At 64.2% G+C, this 18,237-nt stretch carries 20 protein-coding genes; 18 read left to right on the forward strand and 2 right to left on the reverse strand.

What is annotated here, in order from left to right:
- Positions 1-38: 38 nt before the first annotated feature.
- Positions 39-266: a hypothetical protein gene (locus JEQ47_RS03710; protein WP_198875033.1), complete on the reverse strand. Its 228-nt coding sequence runs from the start codon at positions 264-266 to the stop codon at positions 39-41.
- A 73-nt stretch (positions 267-339) separates the two neighbouring features.
- On the opposite strand from JEQ47_RS03710, the gene JEQ47_RS03715 reads away from it, so the two are divergent.
- From JEQ47_RS03715 to JEQ47_RS03730, 4 genes are all read left to right on the forward strand, one after another.
- Complete coding sequence (locus tag JEQ47_RS03715; RefSeq protein ID WP_198875034.1) at positions 340-1,128, forward strand: exodeoxyribonuclease III; 789 nt, start codon at positions 340-342, stop codon at positions 1,126-1,128.
- 48 nt (positions 1,129-1,176) lie between these two features.
- The gene (locus tag JEQ47_RS03720; protein WP_198875035.1) at positions 1,177-1,482 is read left to right on the forward strand and encodes a TM2 domain-containing protein; all 306 of its coding nucleotides are present in this window, start codon (positions 1,177-1,179) and stop codon (positions 1,480-1,482) included.
- Between the two features lie 216 nt (positions 1,483-1,698).
- Positions 1,699-2,592, forward strand: coding sequence for a sulfurtransferase (locus tag JEQ47_RS03725; RefSeq protein ID WP_407931774.1), 894 nt, complete (start codon positions 1,699-1,701; stop codon positions 2,590-2,592).
- 206 nt (positions 2,593-2,798) lie between these two features.
- Positions 2,799-3,980, forward strand: coding sequence for a YeeE/YedE family protein (locus JEQ47_RS03730; protein WP_198875036.1), 1,182 nt, complete (start codon positions 2,799-2,801; stop codon positions 3,978-3,980).
- Here the strand turns inward: JEQ47_RS03730 and pepT are convergent.
- Positions 3,977-5,206 carry a peptidase T gene (gene pepT / locus JEQ47_RS03735; protein ID WP_198875037.1) on the reverse strand — a complete coding sequence of 410 codons (1,230 nt, stop codon included), beginning with the start codon at positions 5,204-5,206 and terminating at the stop codon, positions 3,977-3,979. The two genes, JEQ47_RS03730 and pepT, sit on opposite strands and share 4 nt — an antisense overlap.
- 159 nt (positions 5,207-5,365) lie before the next feature.
- Between pepT and JEQ47_RS03740 the strand changes: the two genes are divergently transcribed.
- The 14 genes from JEQ47_RS03740 to JEQ47_RS03800 all read left to right on the forward strand — a co-directional run bounded on the left by JEQ47_RS03740 (position 5,366) and on the right by JEQ47_RS03800 (position 18,178).
- A complete protein-coding gene (locus tag JEQ47_RS03740; RefSeq protein ID WP_198875038.1) occupies positions 5,366-6,202 on the forward strand; it encodes a MurR/RpiR family transcriptional regulator in 837 nt (278 codons plus the stop codon).
- Positions 6,203-6,325: 123 nt separating this feature from the next.
- Positions 6,326-7,456: an ABC transporter substrate-binding protein gene (locus JEQ47_RS03745; RefSeq protein WP_198875039.1), complete on the forward strand. Its 1,131-nt coding sequence runs from the start codon at positions 6,326-6,328 to the stop codon at positions 7,454-7,456.
- 190 nt (positions 7,457-7,646) lie between these two features.
- On the forward strand, positions 7,647-9,392 hold the full coding sequence (locus JEQ47_RS03750) for an ABC transporter permease (RefSeq protein WP_236020637.1): 1,746 nt from the start codon (positions 7,647-7,649) through the stop codon (positions 9,390-9,392).
- Positions 9,393-9,401: 9 nt separating this feature from the next.
- On the forward strand, positions 9,402-10,436 hold the full coding sequence (locus JEQ47_RS03755; RefSeq protein ID WP_198875040.1) for an ABC transporter ATP-binding protein: 1,035 nt from the start codon (positions 9,402-9,404) through the stop codon (positions 10,434-10,436).
- On the forward strand, positions 10,433-11,035 hold the full coding sequence (locus tag JEQ47_RS03760) for a histidine phosphatase family protein (protein ID WP_198875041.1): 603 nt from the start codon (positions 10,433-10,435) through the stop codon (positions 11,033-11,035). The genes JEQ47_RS03755 and JEQ47_RS03760 overlap by 4 nt, the downstream gene beginning before the upstream one ends.
- A 140-nt stretch (positions 11,036-11,175) precedes the next feature.
- Positions 11,176-11,823, forward strand: a complete 648-nt coding sequence (locus JEQ47_RS03765) for a TetR/AcrR family transcriptional regulator C-terminal domain-containing protein (RefSeq protein WP_198875042.1) — start codon at positions 11,176-11,178, stop codon at positions 11,821-11,823.
- A gap of 30 nt (positions 11,824-11,853) precedes the next feature.
- Positions 11,854-12,873 carry a ketol-acid reductoisomerase gene (gene ilvC / locus JEQ47_RS03770; RefSeq protein ID WP_198875043.1) on the forward strand — a complete coding sequence of 340 codons (1,020 nt, stop codon included), beginning with the start codon at positions 11,854-11,856 and terminating at the stop codon, positions 12,871-12,873.
- 37 nt (positions 12,874-12,910) lie between these two features.
- Complete coding sequence (locus JEQ47_RS03775) at positions 12,911-13,630, forward strand: NUDIX hydrolase (RefSeq protein WP_198875044.1); 720 nt, start codon at positions 12,911-12,913, stop codon at positions 13,628-13,630.
- Positions 13,631-13,710: 80 nt separating this feature from the next.
- Entirely contained in the window at positions 13,711-14,175 is a 465-nt protein-coding gene (locus JEQ47_RS03780) for a GFA family protein (protein WP_198875045.1), read from the forward strand.
- A 3-nt stretch (positions 14,176-14,178) separates the two neighbouring features.
- A complete protein-coding gene (locus JEQ47_RS03785) occupies positions 14,179-14,676 on the forward strand; it encodes a heme-degrading domain-containing protein (protein WP_198875046.1) in 498 nt (165 codons plus the stop codon).
- Complete coding sequence (locus JEQ47_RS03790; protein ID WP_198875047.1) at positions 14,673-15,554, forward strand: PhzF family phenazine biosynthesis protein; 882 nt, start codon at positions 14,673-14,675, stop codon at positions 15,552-15,554. Before JEQ47_RS03785 ends, JEQ47_RS03790 begins: the two co-directional genes overlap by 4 nt.
- A 286-nt stretch (positions 15,555-15,840) precedes the next feature.
- Positions 15,841-16,275, forward strand: a complete 435-nt coding sequence (locus JEQ47_RS03795; protein WP_198875048.1) for a hypothetical protein — start codon at positions 15,841-15,843, stop codon at positions 16,273-16,275.
- 100 nt (positions 16,276-16,375) lie between these two features.
- Positions 16,376-16,501, forward strand: a complete 126-nt coding sequence (locus tag JEQ47_RS20910; RefSeq protein ID WP_268905700.1) for a hypothetical protein — start codon at positions 16,376-16,378, stop codon at positions 16,499-16,501.
- A gap of 114 nt (positions 16,502-16,615) precedes the next feature.
- Positions 16,616-18,178: a 2-isopropylmalate synthase gene (locus JEQ47_RS03800; RefSeq protein WP_198875049.1), complete on the forward strand. Its 1,563-nt coding sequence runs from the start codon at positions 16,616-16,618 to the stop codon at positions 18,176-18,178.
- The last annotated feature ends 59 nt before the right edge of the window (positions 18,179-18,237 follow it).

Genomic DNA, 18,237 nt, shown 5'->3' on the forward strand with positions numbered 1-18,237 from the left:
CTGGTGTTCCGCGGAGGGCGCTGACTCCAGCGGCGTCGTCATTGCAGGTTGAGCATGGCTTGGGCTTGGCTCCACAGGTCTGCGGCCAGCTCCGGATTAAACCAGAGAAAAGCGAGAAGGCCGACAATGCCCGCGATCAGGGCGAGCCCAAAGAGCTTCTTGAGCACGGAAAACACCAGCCAGAGAACGATGACGGCGCCGACGCCCAGCGCCAGAAGGGTTGAAGTCTCTGGCGGCATAGGGGTCTCGCTTGTGGAATCGGTCAACGGGTCGGGGTTCCTGCTTGCCTCGTTTCCGGGGCAGCGTGAACCCAAATGTATGAGCCGGTGTTTAGGCTGCATGAGGGTCGCGACATTCAACATCAACGGCATCAACGGCAGGCTGGGCCTGCTGCTGGAATGGCTGGAGGAAACCGGCCCCGATGTCGTGTGCCTCCAGGAATTGAAAGCGCCGGACGACCGCTTCCCGGCCGATGCGCTCGAAAAGGCCGGCTATGGCGCCATCTGGCATGGGCAGAAAAGCTGGAACGGCGTCGCCATATTGCAGCGCGGCGGCCAGCCGGTGGAAACGCGGCGCGGCCTTCCCGGCGACCCCGATGACAGCCATTCGCGCTATATCGAGGCGGCGGTGAATGGGGTTCTCGTGGGCTGCCTCTACCTGCCCAATGGCAATCCCGCGCCGGGTCCGAAATTCGACTACAAGCTGAGATGGTTCGAACGGCTCCGGGCGCACGCACAGTCCCTGCTGAAAACCGAACTGCCGGTGGCGCTGGTGGGCGACTTCAACGTCATGCCGACCGATCTCGACGTCTACAAGCCCGAGCGCTGGCGCGACGATGCGCTGTTCCGGCCAGAGGTGCGGCAGGCCTATGCCGACCTCGTGGCGCAGGGCTGGACCGATGCGGTGCGCCATCTGCACCCCGACGAGCGCATCTACACGTTCTGGAAGTACTGGCGAAATTCCTTCGAGCGCGATGCCGGCCTGCGGATCGACCATTTTCTTCTCAGCCCGGGGCTGGCGAAGCGCCTGAAGTCATGCGGCGTCGACCGGCAGGCGCGGGCACAGGACGGATCGAGCGATCATGCGCCGGTCTGGGTCGAGTTCAAGGCCGCACGCAAGGCATCTTGAAGTGGGGCAGGGCGGTCCCCAATTAAGTCGCGAACACAGGAGAGACCATTGTCCACCGACCGCAGCTACGCACAGTATGACATCGAGAAGAAGTCGCTTCTCGTCGCCTACCTGCTCTGGTTTTTCCTGGGCTATGTGGGCGCACATCGTTTTTACCTCGGGCGGCCGCTCAGCGGCTTCATCATGCTGGCGCTCAGCGGCGTGATCCTGTTGCTGACCGTGATCAGCTTTGGCTTCCTCAGCTTCCTTTGGGCCATTGTCGGCCTCTGGTGGCTGATCGACGCATTGCTCATTCCCGGCATGGCCGCCGGCCGCAACAGCGACATCGCCGACCGGCTGCTCGGCCGGCGCTAAGCGCACGGGCGGCTCATAGTCTATAAACTTAATAGACAATATTGCTCAGTCAGCCGGCCTTCGGGCCGGCTATTTTGTTTTCCGCAAAAGAACTTTAGACGCCTGTGCTTTGAAACAAGGATGGAAAGATTGCCATGATCCTGGGCGAAGCGGCGCTGGGCCGCCGTCAGGAACAGGAGGCATTCCTTGAAGTCCATTTCCCGCAATCTGGCCGTTCTGGCCACGACCCTCGCCCTTGGCGTCGCGCCGGCCATTGCGCAGGACGGCCCGCTGGTCACCGCCGACTGGCTGCAGCAGAACCTCAACGATCCCAATATCCGGATCTTCGAAGTCAGCGTCGATACCGGCGTCTATGAGCGCGGCCATATTCCGGGCGCCGTGAACCTGGCCTGGCATACCGACCTCGTCGATACCGTCCGCCGCGACATCGTGTCGAGTGAAGGGCTCGAAGCCATCCTGCGCGAAGCCGGGGTGACCGAAGACACGACCGTCGTGCTTTACGGCGACAACAACAATTGGTTCGCCGCCTGGGGCGCCTGGGTGTTCGACATCCACGGCATCCATGACGTGAAGCTGCTCGATGGCGGCCGCAAGCTCTGGGAGGCCGAAGGCCTGCCGCTCGATACCGCGACGCCCGAATATGCCGCTTCGGAAATCGACCTGACGGAAGAAGCGGCGCCGCTGCGCGCCCGCCTCGCCGATGTGCTCGAAGTGGTCGAGGGCGGCGCCGACGTGTCGCTGGTCGACATTCGCGGGCCCAAGGAATATTCGGGCGAAATCTTCGCCCCCGAAGGCGTGCAGGAACTTTCCATCCGCGCCGGCCACATTCCGGGCGCCGTGAATTTCCCCTGGGGCGGCGCAGTCAACGAGGACGGAACGTTCAAGACGGCGGATGAGCTCAAGGCCGCCTTTGCCGCGATCGGCATCGACGGCTCCAAGCCGATCATCACCTATTGCCGCATCGGCGAGCGCTCCAGCCACACCTGGTTCGTGCTGTCGCGCATCCTTGGCTACGACGTGCGCAACTATGACGGCTCGTGGACCGAGTATGGCAATGCGGTCGGCGTGCCGATCGAAAACCCGACGGGTACCGTGTGGGGCCGGATTTAGTCCAGAAACGGTCACCCCACCCTCGGTCCCTCCCCCTCAAGGGGAGGGATGCACAGGAGCCGTGCCATCGCGAGTGCCGCTGGTTTTGCTCATCGCCTCCCTCCGCTTGAGGGGGAGGGAATGAGGGTGGGGTGATGTCAAGGACGCGGAGCCACAATCTATGTTCAGGCGGGCGCCCGGGCGCCCGCTTCGTTGTTGGGGGAAGAATGACGCATCCGACCATTCGCTTTGGCCTGCCGCTGCTGCTGGCATTGGCTTTGGCCTGGGGTTTTGTGACGCTGAACGGGCAGGGGGTGGAAGGGCGGCCACTGGCGCTGTCGCTGCTGCTGGGCGCGGGTTTCGGCGCGGTGCTACAGCGCAGCCGCTTCTGCTTTTACTGCAACTTTCGCGACCTCATCGAAAAGCGCGAAGCGTCGGGCGTCATCGCTATTCTCGTGGCGCTGGCGGCCGGTGCGGCGGGCTATACGCTGATTTTTGGCGCGTGGCTGCCGACGCCGGCACTCGACCGGTTGCCGCCCACGGCCCATATCGGGCCGGTGAGCCTGACCCTCGTCATTGCCGCCTTTGCCTTCGGCATCGGCATGGCCGTTTCAGGCTCGTGCCTCTCGGCACATTTTTATCGGCTGGCCGAGGGATCGGTGATTTCGCCATTCGCGATCATCGGTGCGCTGCTGGGTTTTGGGCTCGGGTTTCTCACCTGGAACCCACTGTTCCTGGCCATGACCAGCAATGCCTTCATTCTCTGGCTGCCGCATCACCTGGGCTATGATGGCGGGCTGCTGCTGACGCTGGCGGCGCTGGCGCTGCTGGCCGTGGCGGCCCTCTGGTGGGCGCGGCCTGGCATTCCCGCGCCGGCCGTGCCGCTGACACTGCGCGAGGCCGTGGAGCGGGTGTTCGTCACGCGGTGGCCCGCTGTCGTTGCGGGGCTCCTGGTGGGCGGCATCGCGACGCTCGCCTATTTCCGCGTTGCGCCGCTGGGCGTGACGGCCGAGCTGGGCAGCATCGCCCGTACCGTCGGCACCAACCAGGGCTGGCTGCCATCGAGCCTCTTCGGACTCGATGGGCTCAGGGGCTGCGCCACCGTGGTCAAGGAGGCGCTGCTGTCCAATAACGGTCTCTTCGTCATCGGGCTTGTCGCCGCCAGCTTCATTACCTCATTCCTCGCCGGCCAGTTCAAGCCACGGCGGCTGACCGGCAAGGATGTGGTGCGGGGGCTCACCGGTGGCGTGCTGCTCGGTTGGGGCGCGATGACGGCGCTGGGCTGCACGGTCGGCGTGCTGCTCTCGGGCATTCAGGCCGGATCGCTGTCGGGCTGGGTATTCCTCGTGACGATGTCTGCCGGCATCCTCGCCAGCTGGAAAGTGGCGAGGATGCTGCGGCTGAGCTAAGACCGCTCTTCCCAGACCTTGGCCAGTTCCACGATGGTGGTGACGGCCTTGTCCATGTCCTGGCGGCTGATCCACTCCAGCGGCGAGTGGAAGGCGTGGCCGCCGGCGAAAATATTGGGGCAGGGCAGGCCCATGAATGAGAGCCGCGAACCATCGGTGCCACCGCGGATGGATTTGCGGATCGGCGTCATGCCGGCGCGGCGGATGGCTTCCTCGGCATTGGCGACGATTTCGGGGTGCTGGTCCACCACCTGCTTCATGTTGCGATACTGTTCCTTGCGGGTCGCCGTGAAGGACGAGCCGGGGAAATCGGCGAGCACGGCGCGGGCAATGTCTTCGACCATGGCGTGTTTTTCGGCCAGGCCCGCATCGGTGAAGTCGCGGACGATGAGGCTGATCGCGGCCCCTTCCATGGAGCCGGAAATGCCCACCGGATGGACGAAGCCCTCGCGACCCTCGGTGCCTTCCGGCGAGACGTCGCGCGGCAGGCGGGCGACGATGGATGAGGCGATCTTGATGGCGTTTTCCATGCGGTCCTTGGAAAAGCCGGGATGCATGGCAACGCCGGTGATGTCGATGGTAAGGGCGTCGGCGGAGAAGGTTTCGTCTTCGAGGGTGCCGGCGGTTTCGCCATCGAGCGTATAGGCGAAGCGGGCGCCGAGCTTTTCGAGATCGACCTTATCGACGCCGCGACCGATTTCCTCGTCGGTGGTGAAGAGCAGCTTGATCGTGCCGTGCTTGATGGATGGATCCTTGAGCAGGATTTCGGCGGCGGTGACGATCTCGGCGAGGCCCGCCTTGTCGTCGGCGCCGAGCAGGGTGGTGCCGTCAGTGGTGATGACGTCGTTGCCGATCTGGTTTTTCAGCTCGGGATGCTCGGCGACGCGGATGGTGCGGCCGGAATTGCCTAAGACGATATCGCCGCCGGCATAGTTCTGGACGATGCGCGGCATGACATTGGCGCCTGAGAAATCAGGCGCGGTATCCATGTGGGCGCAAAAGCAGATGACCGGCACGTCCTTGTCGGTATTGGCTGGGACGGTGGCATAGACATAGCCGTGCTCGTCGAGATGCGCGTCCGTGAGCCCGATGGCCTGCAGTTCTGCGGCGAGGATGCGGCCGAGATTCTTCTGCTTTTCGGTGGAGGGTTGGGTGTCGGACGCCGGATCAGACTGCGTGTCGATGGCCACATAGCGCAGGAAGCGGTCGAGAACGGTGTCGGTCATGTCGGAATTCCGCGTGAAAAGTTGAGGCTAAGGACATAGCCTCATGGCGCAGGATTGCAAATGACTCGAATTGCAGCTTTCGCTGCACGAAAACTTGCAAGAAAAATAATCATTGCAATGAAACGTGCATTGCCTTAGGGAATGTCCAGGGAGGATGCGATGTCGGTACTAGAACGCGTCAAGGAAGTGGCGGAAAGCCTCACGCCGGCAGAGCAACTGCTGGTCAAGCAGGTCATTGCCAGCCCGCGCGACATTGCCCTTGGCACGGCCAGCGACCTGGCGCAGCGGATCGGCGTCCACGAAGCCACCGCGTCGCGCCTCGCCAAGAAACTCGGTTATGCCAGCTATGCCGGCTTCCGCAACGCCATCGCCGAAGAATTCATCGTTCGCACCGATCCGGCCACCCGCGTGCGCAATACGCTGGTGCAGACCAGCACGGCGGGCCTGCTGAGCGATCTCGTCGCACGGGAAGTCGAGGCCCTTGCCGGGCTGGAACGCTATGTCGACGATGCACGGCTGATGGCGGCGGCCGATGTGCTGCTCAAGGCGCGCCGTATCTACATTTTTGCCCGTGGCAATGCCGAGGCCCTGGCGGTGCTGGTCGATCGGCGCCTGCGCCGCATGGGGCGCGACACGGTCATGCTCGATGGCGACGGGAGAGACCTCGCCGAACAGGTGTTGGGTCTCGGAGCAGGGGACGCCATTGTCGGCTTCGCCTTCCGGCGCCAGCCCACCCATTACGCGCCGCTCATGCAGCATGCCCGCAACCGCGGCGCCGCTACGGTGGTGATCTCAGGCAGTGTCGGCCCGTCGTTGGTGCCCGCTGCCGACCACCTGCTGTTCGCGCCGCGCTCGGGCTCGCAGGACGCCTTTCAGACCCTGACCGTGCCTATGGCCATCTGCAATGCCCTGGTGCTGGCCATGGCCAAGCAGGACCCGAAGGCTTCGCTGGAAAATCTCGAGGCCCTCGGGCAGTTGATCGACGCTTTCGACTAGGGTGTGTGAGGGAGGACCGTTTCGCACGCCCAATTTCTGCAAGTTCACATGCATGTCGCATCCATCATGCAAATGCATGTGCATCCATAAGGCGCAAAGGGCGCCATTCCTGAGGAGGATTTGATGGACAAGAAACTGCTTATGCTCACCACAGCCTTCGTTGCGCTGGCCACTCCCGCTTTTGCCCAGAACTACGATCCAGCGCTCGACGCCATGAGTGCCGAGGAACTGCTGCCGCTGGCGCAGGCCGAAGGCACCGTAACCGTCTATGCCTTCACCAGCCGTATTGCGGCCGTGGAAGCGGCGTTCGAGGCCGCCTATCCGGGCATCGACATGGTCAGCCACGACATGAGCTCGACCGAGCAGATCACCCGCCTCAAGGCGGAAGCCGCTGCCGGCATTGCCAGCGCCGACGTCGTCTATATCTCCGATGCCCCGGTGGTCTTCGCCGAGCTGCTCGGCCCCGGCCTCGTCACTGCCTATGTGCCGCCGCGCGTGGTGCCGCTGCTCGACGCCAACGAGCGCGAGCCGCTGCTGGCCCAGCGCCTCTCTACCAAGGTGCTGATGTATAACGAGGAAGCCAATCCCGATGGCGCCCCGGTCAGCAATCTCTGGGAGCTCACCACCGAGGACTGGACCGGCCGCGTCATCATGGTCGACCCGTTGCAGCGTGGCGATTATCTCGACCTGATGACCGAAATCGTGCTGCGCTCCGATGAAATGGCCAGCGCCTACGAGGCCCAGTTCGGTTCGCCGATCACTCTCGATGACGGCGTCGAAAATGCCGGCCAGCAGTTCATCGTCGACCTCTTTGAAAACGACCTGATCCTCGTGTCCTCGACCGACGACGTCAACGCCGCCGTGGGCGCGCTGGGCCAGGACAATCCGCCCGTCGGCTTCACCTCCTATTCGGATCGCCGCGACAATGAAGACGAGGGCTGGGCGCTGCAGGTCGCCAATGACGTCGTGCCGTCCAACGGCATCATCTTCCCGGCCGTGCTCGGCGTCTCGTCCACTGCCACCCATCCGGCGGCGGCCCGCCTCGCCATCGACTTCCTGATGGGCGATGACAGCGAAACCGGCGGCGAAGGTTTCAAGCCGTTCTACGTGGCCGGCGACTATGCGACCCGCAGCGACATCGTCAGCCATCCCGATGCCGTGCCGCTGGACCAATTCAGCGCCTGGTCGATCGACCCGATCGCCACCTCCAACCTGCGCCAGGAAGTGGGCGACCTCGTCCTTTCGCTGCAGTAGTCCACTGGTCGAGCCCACCCTCCCCCTTGAGGGGAGGGGAGTGGGGTCCATCAAGGAGCCACCCGACCACCCCACCCTCGGTCCCTCCCCTCAAGGGGGAGGGATGCGAAAGAACCGGTGCATCCAAAATCGTCGATGCAGCCAAGATAAACATTCTGGCCTTCGGGCCGGTAGCCGATAGGCAAGTCATATGTCCACCGACACTGCCCGTCCCATGACGCGGCCCATCCGCATTGACGGAAAGCTGGTGCTCAAGCTGGTCGTCCTGGCCATTCTGGGCGTCCTCATCGCCGCGCCGCTGCTGCGCATCCTGTTCGAAACGCTGTCGCCCGACGCCATCGAGGCGTGGAGCGACGTCACTTCCGGACGGCTGGCGCGAAACCTGCTGTGGGTGCCGCTGGGCAATACGCTGATCCTCGGCGTCGCTGTCGCCTGCGGCTGCGTTCTGATCGGGGGTTTCCTCGCCTGGCTGGTGGTGATGACCGATGTGCCGTTCCGCCGCACGATCGGGCTGATGGCCACGCTGCCCTTCATGATCCCGAGCTTCGCCACGGCGCTGGCCTGGGGTTCGCTGTTCAAGAATTCCCGCGTTGGCGGCCAGACCGGCTTTCTCGAAGGCCTCGGGCTCACCATCCCGGACTGGCTGTCCTGGGGCATGGTGCCGACGCTGATCGTACTGATCGCACACTATTATTCGCTGGCCTTTACGGTCATCGCCGCCGCACTCGCCACGGTCAATTCCGACCTGGTCGAGGCCGCGCAGATGGCCGGCGCCAAGCGCGGCCGCATCCTGATGGGCATTGTCCTGCCCGTCGCCTTGCCAGCCGTGGTCGCCGGCGCGTCGCTGACCTTTGCTGGTGCGGTGTCGAACTTCGCCGCACCCGCCCTGCTGGGCCTGCCGGTGCGCATGCAGACTATGGCGACCCGCCTTTATGGCCTCATCGAGGTCGGACAGACGGCGCGCGGCTATGTCATCGCTATCCTCCTGATTCTCGTCTCGGCGCTGTTCCTGTGGCTGGGCAACAAGGTGATTTCCGGCCGCCGATCCTATGCCACGATCACCGGCAAGGGCGGCCGCGCCAAGCGCTTCACCCTCGGCGCAGCACGCCTGCCGCTCCTTCTGCTGGCCGGGCTGATCTGCCTCCTCACGACAGTCGTGCCGGTCGTCATACTCATCGCCTCGTCGCTTGCCCCTTCGTCGTCGGCGCTCTTTTCCAACTGGACGCTCCACTACTGGACCGGTGTATCCGATCCATCGATTGCCCAGGGGCAGGCGGGCATCTTCTCCAACCCGTTCATCGTCTCGGCTACCGGGCTCACCATGAGCCTTGGCGTCGCGGTGGCCATCACCACCACAATCATCGGGCTCATCGTGGCCTATGTCCTGGCCCGCGATGGCAAGGGGCCGCTGGCCGGCATCATCAACCAGGTGAGCTTCCTGCCGCTGCTCGTTCCCGGGATTGCCTTCGGCGCCGCCTATATTGCTCTATTCGGCGCGCCCATCGGGCCGTTCCCGGCGCTTTACGGCACCTTCACTCTCCTGCTCATTGCCGGCACGGCCTATCTGCTGCCGTTCTCGGTGCAGACTGGCCGCGCCGTGATCCAGCAGGTTTCGGGCGATCTCGACGAGAGTGCGCGGATGACCGGCGCCGGGTTTCTCCGCCGCCTGACCTCGATCACCGTGCCGCTGGCCAGCCGTGGCCTCGCGGCAGGCGGGCTCATCGTCTTCGTCAAGATCATGCGCGACCTGTCGCTTGTCGTGCTGCTCTTCACCCCGACCATGCCTGTGCTTTCCGTTCTCGCCTATCGCTACGCCTCCGAAGGCTTCACCCAATTCGCCAATGCCATAACCGTCGTGATCCTCGTGATCTCGATCGCCGCGACCCTGCTGGCCAACCAGTTGCAGTCCAAGTCGCAGCCCTGGCTCAAATCGTAAGTCACGCCCATGATCCGCATCGACAACCTCGTCAAATCCTTCGGCCCATCCAACGCTGTGGACGGCATTTCCTTCGACGTCCCGCAGGGCGCCTTCCTCGTGCTGGTCGGGCCCTCGGGCTGCGGCAAGTCCACCATGCTGCGCATGCTGGCCGGCCTCGAACAGCCGACATCGGGCACCGTGACCTTCGGCGAAAAGGTCGTCTCCGACGGCGCCAAGGGCTGGACCATCGACCCCGCCCAGCGCGATACCGGTCTGGTCTTCCAGTCCTATGCACTCTGGCCGCATATGACCGTCGCCGGCAATGTCGACTGGCCCCTCAAAGTCGCCGGCATGGGCAAGCCGGAGCGCCAGGCGCGCGTCACCGAGGTGTTGAAAATGCTCGGCATCGAGGCGCTGGCGGCCCGCTACCCAAACGAGATCTCGGGCGGACAGCAGCAGCGTGTCGCCATCGCCCGGATGATTGCGCCCCGGCCCTCCATCCTCCTGTTCGACGAACCGCTCAGCAATCTCGATGCCAAGCTGCGCGTCGAGATGCGCACCGAATTGCTGCGCGTGCATCGGGCCACCGGTGCCACCTCGGTCTATGTCACTCATGACCAGGTGGAGGCGATGACCATGGCCACCCATGTTGCCGTGCTCAACAAGGGCCGGGTGGAACAGTTCGGTACGCCCGAGGAATTGGTGCAGAACCCGGCGACGGCCTTTGTCGCCACCTTTGTCGGCACGCCGCCGGCCAACCTCGTGCCGATCTCGATCCTTCCCGCCGCACGCCGTGGCGGCCTGCCTCCCGATGGTCTTGCCATGTATCGCCCCGAGGACATCGGCGTGTCCGAAGTGCCGGACGCTACCACCGTGGCGATGGATTTCGCCGAAGCCAGCCCGGTGGCAGGGCGGACCATGCTGACCGGCATTTCTGGCGCGTTGCGCATCACCGCCGTTGTCGATGCCAAGCCGCGCCTCACGGTCGGCGACCAGGTGCATTTCGTGCTGCCTGAAACGCCGGCCGCGCTCTTTGCCCCATCGGGGGAGCGTCTGTCATGAAGCGTCTCTTGCTGGTGCGTCACGGGGAATCGGAATGGAACGCGTCACGACGCCTCCAGGGCCAAGCCGATATCGGGCTGTCCGAGCGGGGCAGGGAGCAGGCCCTGGCGCTGGCGCCCGTCATCGCGCAACTGGCCCCCGATCGCACCATCGTCTCGGACCTGCGTCGCGCGCGCGACACGGCAGACTTGCTCGGCTGCAAGGATGCCCAGCCGCATGAAGGGCTGCGTGAGATCGATGTGGGCGAATGGACCGGTCGCGCCATTGCCGACATCATTGCCGATGATCCGGAGGGCTATCGGGGCTGGCGCGCCGGCAGCTTCGCGCCGCCGCGCGGCGAAATCTGGCAGGCCTTTGCCGATCGCACCGCCAAGGCGACGCTCGACGGGTTCGAGACGGCCGAACGTCTCCTCGTCGTGTGCCATGGCGGGGTGATACGGGCCCTGTTACAGACACTGCTGGGTCTGCCGCCCAAACGCATCATTCCGGTTGGTCCGGCAAGCGTCACCGTCCTTGCCAACCGGCCGGGCGAAACCGAGATGCGGCTCGAAGTCTTCAACTTCTCGCCGCAGGGACCAATGCTCGACGCCCCGGACTAAGCGGCAGACAGCTTTCCCCAGCGGCAGGAGGCCGACACGCGGCGCCATAAGATTTCGCTTGCTTCGAACCGTACCGTACGGTACGCCAGCGAACGGAAAGACGCCGAGGCGTTCGGCAGCCGATCATTGGGAGAGTTCCCGTGGCCCTGGCCATCAAGGTCAACGAAGAGACGTTCACCCCGCGCCAGCAAGCTGTGCTGACGGCGGCGCTGGATCTGCTCGTCGAAAACGGCGACGGGCTGACCATGACGGCGGTGGCGCGGCGCGCCTCGTGTTCCAAGGAAACGCTCTACAAGTGGTTCGGCGACCGCGACGGCCTGCTGACGGCCACGGTGCAGTGGCAGGCGGCCAAGGTGCGCATGCCCTTTGTCGACCGCAGCCACATCAATCTGAAGGCGCTGCGCGGCAGCCTCGAACAGTTTGCGCGCGACCTCCTGACCACCATCATCGGCGAAGTCTCGATCACCCTCAACCGCACCGCCATCACCCATGCGGCGCAGGAAAAGGATGACCTGGGCAATATCGTGCTGGAAAACGGCCCCATGGCGATCAGGCGGCGCCTGAAGCCCATTCTCGAGGCGGCCCGCGATGCGCGCCTCCTGCGCTTCACCTCGAGCGAGGAAGCGTACCGCACCTTTTTCGGCCTTGTCGTGCGCGATGTGCAGATCCGTCTGCTGCTCGGCGACAAGAGCCTGACCCAATCCAATGTCGAGGCCAACATCGAAGCCGATGTGAAGGCCGCGGCGGACCAGTTCCTGGCCCTCTACGGGGCCAAGGCAAACACTTAAAACAAATCGCAGAATCCAGGGAGAACCCCAATGCGCGTCTATTACGATCGTGATGCCGACATCAACATCATCAAGGCCAAGAAGGTCGCCATCATCGGCTACGGCTCGCAAGGCCATGCCCATGTGCTGAACCTGCGCGACTCGGGCGTCACCAATGTCGCCGTCGGCCTGCGCCCCAATTCGCCGTCGGCCAAAAAGGCCGAGAGCGAAGGCCTCAAGGTGATGAGCGTTGCCGAGGCTTCCGCCTGGGCCGACGTCATCATGCTGCTGACCCCTGATGAACTGCAGGCCGATATCTACAAGAAGGACATCGAGCCCAACATTCGCGACGGCGCTGCCCTGGCTTTCGCCCACGGCCTCAACGTGCACTTCAACCTGATCGAACCCAAGCCCACCGTCGACGTGATCATGATCGCGCCGAAGGGCCCGGGCCACACCGTGCGCGGCGAATACCAGAAGGGTGGCGGCGTGCCGTGCCTGATCGCCGTTCATCACGACGCCTCGGGCAATGCCCATGACATCGCGCTGGCCTATGCTTCGGGCGTTGGCGGCGGCCGTTCGGGCGTCATCGAAACCAATTTCCGCGAAGAGTGCGAAACCGACCTGTTCGGCGAGCAGGCCGTGCTCTGCGGCGGCCTCGTCGAGCTGATCCGCGCCGGCTTCGAAACGCTGGTGGAAGCCGGCTACGCTCCGGAAATGGCCTATTTCGAGTGCCTGCACGAAGTGAAGCTGATCGTCGACCTGATCTACCAGGGCGGCATTGCCAACATGAACTACTCGATCTCGAACACCGCCGAGTGGGGCGAATATGTCACCGGCCCGCGCATCATCACCTCGGAAACCAAGGCCGAGATGAAGCGCGTGCTGCACGACATCCAGTCGGGCAAGTTCACCTCGGACTGGATGCAGGAATACAAGGGCGGCGCCTCGCGCTTCAAGGCGACCCGTCGCCTGGCCGACGAGCATCCGATCGAGGAAGTCGGCGCCAAGCTGCGCGACATGATGCCCTGGATCAAGGCCGGCGCCCTGGTCGACAAGGCCAAGAACTAAGATTTGGAACGGGGGCTGCGGCCCCCGTTTTCATCTGATGACCATCGACATCGTCCCCATCACCGCCAGCGATTTCCGGCTTGCTCCCGGCGCCTGGCCCATGCCGGCTGAGATTCGCGCCAAGGTGCCTGGCATCTGGGCCGAGGTGGTGGCAAAGAACCCGCATGTCTGGGACGGGCGCATCCTGGGGTTCACCCCGCCGGTGCTGGATGGCGAAGGCGTGTTCCGCTCGGAGGCGCGGGAAGACAGTTACTCCGCCTTCCTGGCGTGGCGGGCACTCGGTTTTCCTGACATCGGCACGGTCCATATTTTTGGCACGACGCTGATCGAGAGCGCCGACGGGGCGCTGATCTTCGGCGTCATGGGCGGCAAGACCATCAATGCCGGGCGGGTCTATCCGCCGGGCGGGGCGCTGGAGCCGCGCGACGTCAGGGCCGATGGCGTGGTCGACGCCGAAACCTGCATTGCTACCGAACTGCATGAAGAGACGGGGCTCCGCATGGAAGACGGCAGGGCAGGGCAACTGCTTGCCATCGTCGACGGGCCGCGCATCGCCATCGCCCGGCGTCTCAGTTTTGACCTCAGTGCAGAAGCACTCGTGGCGCGCATCCACGCCAATCTCGCTGCCCAGGACGATCCGGAATTGTCCGATGTCGTCGCCTGCCGCAAAGCTGCCGACGGGGAGGCGGCGGGTGATCTTGCCCCCTATGCGCGCGTCGTGCTCGACGCCTTTGCCGCCGGGCGGCTCTGGGTCTAGTCCGGTTTCACAGTCCCCGCCACCTTTCCCCGCGCGCGCAACTGGCCTAGAAGTTTTCGCGCAGATGCGGGAGGCGAGTCATGGCATTGCCGGAATTTCCAGTCGATGGCGGGTGCTCGTGCGGTTCGGCGCGCTATCGGCTCAAGGCGGCGCCGCTCAGCGTCTATAACTGCCACTGCAAGGACTGCCAGCGCTATTCCGGCGCAGGCTGGTCGATGTCGGTGCTGATCAAGGGCGAGGACCTGGAGCTCGTATCGGGATCGGTGGTCCAGCATCTGCGCAGGGCCGACAGCGGCAATGTCATCACCATGAACTTCTGTGCGGCCTGCCATACCTGGCTCTGGAATGACCCGGCCTCAGGTCCCTACAAAGTGCTGCGCGCCGGGTCGCTCGACGATATCGACTGGGCCGCGCCCGTGGGCAATATCTGGACCGACAGCAAGGCCGCCTGGGCAAAGATCGATCCGGCGCAGGTCAATTTTCCCAAGGGCGCGACCGATCGCACCCCGCTCATCGACGCTTTCACCCGCCTCCATCAGGACTGACCCATGACCACCCATGACGATATCGAACGCGTAAAGCGCCAGGAGTTCGAGCTGGTTCTGCCGGCTTTCGACGAGGCGGTGGCCTTTGCCATCGGCTCGGCTATCCGCGAGCGGGCGCTCAGCGAGGGTCTGTCGCTAGTGGTGGATCTGAGAACGTGGGACCGCCAACTGTTCTTTGCCGCGACGCCCGGCACCAGTTCGGACAATGCCGAATGGGTGCGCCGCAAGATCAATTCGGTCCGCCGCTTCCAGCGCGCCAGCTACCGGCTGGTGCTGGAGCGGGGCGAGGCGCCGTTTTCTCCGCAATCAGGCGCCGATCCGGCTGACTATGTCATTGCCGGCGGCGGCTTTCCGATCCGGGTGCCCGGGGCGGGGATCATCGGCACGCTGACCATTTCCGGCCTGCCGGGCCGCAAGGATCATGCGGTGGCCGTGGATGCGCTCTGCGACCACCTCAACAAGCCGCGCGCCGACTATGCCTTGCCCGAGGTGGCCAATTGAAGCTGCCTTATCTCATCCTCGATGTCTTCACGGCGACCCCGCTCAAGGGCAACGGCCTCGCCGTCATTCCCAAGGCCGACGGGCTGATGGACAACGAAATGCAGGCCATCGCGCGCGAGTTCAACCTCAGCGAGACAGTGTTCATCTGCAAGCCGCAGAACGAGCGCAATTCGGCGTCGCTGCGCATTTTCACGCCTTATGAGGAACTGCCCTTTGCCGGGCATCCGACCGTGGGTGCCGCGGTAACGCTGGGGCTCAACAGCCGCGCCTCGGCCATCCGCATGGAGGAAAAGGTCGGGCTGGTAACGGCCCTGTTCGAACGCATCGACCGGCGCACCGGCGACGCGCGCTTCACCCTGCCGCGGCTGCCCGAACGCATTGCCGACCTGCCGGACCGGCTGGCAATCGCCCAGGCGCTGGGCATCGAAGTCGACGAGATCGGCTGCGACATGTTCAAGCCGGCTGTGTTCTCGGCGGGTGTGACGTTTCACCTGATCCCGGTGCGCGACGCAAAAGTGCTGAAGAAAATCTCGGTCAACCGGTCGGCATGGGAAGAGGTATTCCACCACGACCACCACTCGGCCTATGTGTTCACCCTGACGCCCGAGGACCCCGACAATGATATCGCCGCCCGCATGTTCGGCATGGGGCTGGGCGAGGATCCGGGCACCGGTTCGGCCGCCGCCGCGCTGATCGGGCTCCTGGCCGAGCAGGAAATGGGTTCGGGGCAGTCCGACTATGTGCTGCGCCAAGGCCACGAAATGGGCCGCCCCTGCCGGATCACGCTGCAATCGCGCAAGGACAATGATCGCTTGGTCCACGGCGCCATCGGCGGCCAGGCGGTGGTCGTGGCCGAGGGTGTGCTGGATCTGGACTGAGGGCGGTGCCGCCAACCCCCACCCTTGATCCCTCCCCACAAGGTGGAGGGGGACGGTGAACACCGGAGCGGTAAAAGTTCGAGGGTTGTGCAGTGGGGCGAGAGCCACACACACTGGGGTCATTCCCGCGAAAGCGGGAACCTCTGTTACTTGGCCATTCGAAACGGAGGTCCCCGCTTTCGCGGGGATGACGGCGCAGCGGGGAATGACATCTCCGAGATAACTCCATCTTCCTCCTGCTCGCAAAACCCCCTAGTCTCTCCGGCGGGGACTAGCAGCAGGGGGCATGGCGATGGATGTCGTCATCAATCTACTCATTTTCGTGCATATCGTGGCGTTTGTCGCCGGCGGCTCCAATTCGGTGGTCGGGCCGGTGATCGGATCGCGCATGGCGACGGCCACGCCCGAGCTCAGGGCCGGCTATTTCGGGGTGACGACTGCGCTGGGGCAGGTGGGCAAAGCGGCGATGGCCACGCTGCTGATCACTGGGCCACTGATCCTGTTTCTCAAGTATGGCGGTCTCGATGGCGCGTCGGTCTGGTTCTGGGCCAAGATGGCGCTGGTCGTGGTGATGCTGACCAGCATCATCTATGGCGGTATCCAGTCCAAGAAGTCCTTTGCCGGCGACGTGGCCGCGGGTCAGCGGGCAGGCCTGGCGCACCGCGTGACAGGCCTCGCTTTCCTCGGCGTGCTGCTGACGGCGGTGCTGGCCTTCAACTAGGCCTGGTAAAGAAAAGTAACATTATCCGCCCAACCGGTCTTGCACCGGGGGGCAGATTCGCGCATTCTCATCGGACCGACCAGCGTACCAGAGCGTACTCATGCAGCGCCGCCGCGCCCAAGCCATTGCAATCGCCAGAACTCAGGAGCGTAACCGCGCCCTGATGATTGCTGCCGGCCTGCTGCTGCTTCCCGCCGCGCTTCTTCTCCTTCTTATCAGCCCCTGATCACCGGCAGCTCGACAGTCGAGCGGGTCGTCAGGGGAATGCGCCATAAACCGAACACTCAAATGTCCGGTCCAGCGAGCCATTGCCTCGGGGCCGATAGGAAAAGAGCCTGATATGTCTGCTGCCGCCACCAATTCCAACAAAGAACGCGTCTTCATCTTCGACACCACCCTGCGCGATGGCGAGCAATCGCCCGGCGCGACGATGACGCTGGAAGAAAAGCTCCAGGTCGCCGAGACTCTGGACGAAATGGGCGTCGATATCATCGAAGCCGGCTTCCCGATTGCTTCCAATGGCGATTTCGAAGCCGTGGTCGCCGTGGCCAAGCAGGTCAAGAAGGCGACGGTGGCGGGCCTGGCGCGCGCCATAACCGCGGATATCGACCGGGCCGGCGAGGCTGTCCGTCACGCCCGGCAGGGCCGCATCCACACCTTCGTTTCCACCTCGCCCATTCATCTGGCTCACCAGATGAAGAAGACCGAGGACGAGGTGATCGAAATCATCGCCCGGACCGTGGCACAGGCGCGCAACCTGGTGGACGATGTGGAATGGTCCGCCATGGACGCTACCCGCACGCCGCTGGAATTTTTGAAGCGCTGCGTCGACACCGCCATCAAGGCTGGCGCCACCACGATCAACCTGCCCGATACGGTCGGCTATGCGGTGCCGGAAGAGCATTTCCGCATGTTCAAGACCATTATCGAGAGCGTGCCCAATGGCGACAAGGCGATCTTCTCGGTGCATTGCCACGATGACCTCGGCATGGCGGTGGCCAATTCGCTGGCGGGTGTGGCCGGTGGCGCGCGGCAGATCGAATGCACCATCAATGGCCTCGGGGAACGCGCCGGCAATGCGGCGCTGGAAGAAGTGGTGATGGCGCTGCGCACCCGCGGCGACGCCATGCCGTTCTACACCGAAATCGACTCGACGCAGCTCAGCCGCGCCAGCCGCGTGGTGTCGGCGGCGTCGAATTTTCCGGTGCAGTACAACAAGGCCATCGTGGGCAAGAATGCCTTCGCGCATGAAAGTGGCATCCACCAGGACGGCATGCTGAAAAATGCCGAAACCTACGAGATCATGACCCCGGCCAGCGTCGGCATCAAGGAAACCACCCTGGTCATGGGCAAGCATTCGGGCCGCGCCGCCTTCAAGGACAAGCTCAAGGAACTGGGCTACGAGCTGGGCGACAATGCCTTCCAGGAGGCCTTCCAGCGCTTCAAGGACCTGGCCGACCGCAAGAAGCATGTGTACGACGCCGACATCATCGCCCTGGTCGATGACGAAGTGGGCTCGGTGGGCGACCGTATCCGTCTGGTCGACATGGAAGTGGTGTCCAAGACCGGCGGCGTCCACAAGTGCAACCTGGTCGTGACCATCGACGGCGAGGAGACCAGAGTCAGCTACGAGGGCACCGGCTCGGTCGATGCGATCTTCAACGCCATCAAGAAGGCCGCCGGGCAGGAGCCGCATCTGGTGCTCTATGCCGTGGACGGCGTCACCGGCGGCACCGACGCCCAGGCTTCGGCGCATGTGCGCCTTGAAATGAATGGCCGTATCGCCTCGGGCAATGCCGCCGAGCCCGATACGCTGGTGGCTTCGGCCCGTGCCTATCTCAACGCGCTCAACCGCGTCATGATCGAGCGCGGCGCGGCCGCTCAGGGTGCGCTGGCCGGCTGAGGCCGATCCAATATTCGGGGCCCGGCATGCGCCGGGCCTTCCGCCTGAATGGCCGGGGG

The organism is Devosia sediminis, from assembly GCF_016411825.1.
In the GTDB taxonomy this organism is placed as follows: Bacteria; Pseudomonadota; Alphaproteobacteria; order Rhizobiales; family Devosiaceae; genus Devosia; species Devosia sediminis.